Source organism: Ensifer sp. YR511 (genome assembly GCF_900103045.1).
Classification (GTDB): domain Bacteria; phylum Pseudomonadota; class Alphaproteobacteria; order Rhizobiales; family Rhizobiaceae; genus Ensifer; species Ensifer adhaerens.
This window is the reverse complement of the sequence record NZ_FNGR01000077.1, coordinates 1-2645: the sequence shown is the minus strand read 5'-3', so window position 1 is coordinate 2645 and position 2645 is coordinate 1. Positions and strand designations below refer to the sequence as shown.

Genomic DNA, 2645 nt, shown 5'->3' with positions numbered 1-2645 from the left:
TGGAGTGCTCCCCGTTTCACCGGACAGGTCGGCTAGTTTGATTTAGCCCTGATGAACTGCCGTGGGGAAGCCATCCTGAGAGCGGAATGGGGATGGATTTCGTTGTAGTCCTCGATCCATCCGTCGATGAAACGGAGCGCCGTTTCGGCGTCCGGTAGTGCCGATATGCGGATGTAATCCCGTTTCAGAGTTTTCACGAATGCCTCGGACATGCCGTTCGACTGGGGGCTGGCCACCGGCGTGAAGCAGGGCGTCAAATTGAGCGCCTGGGCAAACAGCCTCGTGTCGCGCGCTGTATAGGCCGAACCATTGTCCGAGAGATGCTCGATAGCATGCGGGGCTCGGGTTGCGCGGAAGCGTTTCTCGACCGCCTCCAGCATCATGTCGCGTACGTCCGAGCCTGAGATGCCTGCATTGGCGACCGCCGTCCAGGCGATGATTTCCCGGTCAAAGGCGTCGATGATGAAAGCGAGACGAATGACCTCGCCATTCCAGCAAGTGAACTCCAGGCCGTCGGAGCACCAGCGCAGGTTAGAGCGCATGACCATGACCTTGCCGTCATGGATGCGGCCCTTGCGAACGGCCGTATGCTTCTCCAGCAACATGGCGTGGTTGCCCATGATGCGGTGAACCCGCTTGGGGTTGACGACAGGCTTATCGGCGGCTCGCCTTTCGCGATTGAGGAGCGCGGCGATCCGCCGATAGCCATAGGTTGGCCTCTGATCCACCAGCCTGCGAATGGCGGGCAGAAGCTCTGCATCCTCGGCCTTTCGATAGGGCCCGCGCGGCTTTGATCTGCCTTTCAACCGCTCCACGAGGTTGGAACGGGAGACGCCCAGCGTGTCTGCGACGGCTTTCATCGGGAACCGTCCTTCGGCAACAAGATCGGCCGCGATATCCGTTTTTTTGAGTCTGCTTTGGAAAGGGCTTCGCGGAGGATTTCGACCTCCATCGTCTTGCGGCCAAGCATGCGCTCCAGCTCGCGGACGCGATCCTCCAGCTTCTTCACTTCCGAATTGCCGACAACCGGCTCGTCAGAATCCACCGCTGCAGCACCTCCCTCGCTCAACAGCCTGCGCCACCGGTAAAGCAGATTGGGCGCAACGCCATGGCGGCGAGCGGTGGAAGACACCGTCTCGCCCGGTTCGAAACTCTGCTCAATGATCGTCAGCTTCTGCTCGGTTGTCCACCGCCTGCGGCGAACATCACCCGTCAGCAATTCAACCTGTCGATACTCGTTAGACATAAGCCTGATGGAGTGGACGCCTCCTTCGCCACCCTTGTGGCAGTATCGAAGATGTCCAGCACCAGGAGGTCAACCCAATGACGCAGATAGGTCTTATCGGCTTGGATGTCGCCAAGCATGTTTTCCAGCTGCATGCGATAGCTGCAGACGGACGAGTCGTTTTCCGCCGGCAGGTCCGGCGAGCGCAGCTGATGAAGCTGCTTGCCTCGATTCCTTCATGCAGGGTCGCGATGGAGGCTTGTGGGACCGCGCACTATTGGGGCCGACAGCTGGAAGAGCTTGGCCATCAAGTACTTCTTATTCCGCCTGATTACGTGAGGCCGTTTGTAAAGAGGCAGAAGAACGATGCCGCCGACGCTGAGGCCATCGCGGAGGCGGCGCAGCGACCGGATATGCGTTTTGTTCGTGTGAAGAGCGAGTCGTCTCAGGCTTCCAGTATCGTCTTCCGCGCTCGAGACTTGGTTGTGCGACAGAGGACCCAGCTTCTGAACGCAATACGAAGTCACCTGGCAGAATTCGGTCTCATCTTTCCGCAGGGCGCAGCCGCAGCTGCGCAGATGCAAGATGCAATCGATAGTCATGACGATTTGCCGCCTGCGGCGCGATGTATCCTTATGTCACTGTGGCAACACCTTTCATCCTGTGAAGCTCAGCTCGCAGAATTCGACAAGGAGATCCAAAAGCGGTCACGTGAAGACCTTGAGGCGCGTCGGTTGACATCTGTGCCGGGGATTGGGCCAGTGACAGCAGCGGCGATTGCCGCACTTGCTCCCGATCCTTCCACCTTTAGGAAAGGCCGCGATTTTGCCGCATGGGTTGGCCTGACACCACTCGAACGATCGACCGGAGGAAAGCAACGGTTCGGCCGGATATCCAAGATGGGTGAACGGACGCTAAGGCGCCTTCTGATCATGGGAGCCAGCGCGGTTGTGTCTTGGGTCAGACGCGGCAAGATAAAGCCGAGCTCCTGGTTGGCTAGCATCCTCCACCGAAAGCCGCCCATGCTGGCGATCGTGGCACTGGCAAACAAGATGGCGCGTGTCGCCTGGGCGATACTGAAACATGGAGGGTCCTACATGCAGCCCGTCTAGTAAATTCCCGCGTAGCGAGGAAGGTCTCAGGATGGCATGGCCGAAGAGTTTGAACGGAGCTCGGAAAACCAGATTGAGGATAAGTGCTAGCAGCACGCAAGCCTGAAGTGGACCGAGCTCGCGTAATCCATACTGGCTGGCGGCGGTGTTCTGCCGCACAAGAAGCCGAACACATGTCCGCACCAAACTTTGACGTCACACCCGAAAGATTCTTCTTGCGCGCCCGGAGGCGTCCACACATGTCCTCAAGCCTGTGCTTGAGCCTTTCTGCTTATGCCGACTGTCCGGTCGAATTGGGGGGCAGTTCA

The 2645-nt window shown here is 58.8% G+C and carries 2 protein-coding genes; one reads left to right on the top strand and one right to left on the bottom strand.

Annotated elements, in window-relative coordinates; translation table 11 throughout:
• Positions 1–32: 32 nt before the first annotated feature.
• A protein-coding gene (locus tag BLU15_RS38680; RefSeq protein WP_090302582.1) for an IS3 family transposase occupies positions 33–1246 on the bottom strand; the annotation gives its coding sequence in 2 pieces (ribosomal slippage) (positions 33–910 and positions 910–1246; 1215 coding nt in all).
• Positions 1247–1323: 77 nt separating this feature from the next.
• Here BLU15_RS38680 and BLU15_RS38675 point away from each other — a divergent pair.
• The gene (locus tag BLU15_RS38675; protein WP_090302580.1) at positions 1324–2337 is read left to right on the top strand and encodes an IS110 family RNA-guided transposase; all 1014 of its coding nucleotides are present in this window, start codon (positions 1324–1326) and stop codon (positions 2335–2337) included.
• The last annotated feature ends 308 nt before the right edge of the window (positions 2338–2645 follow it).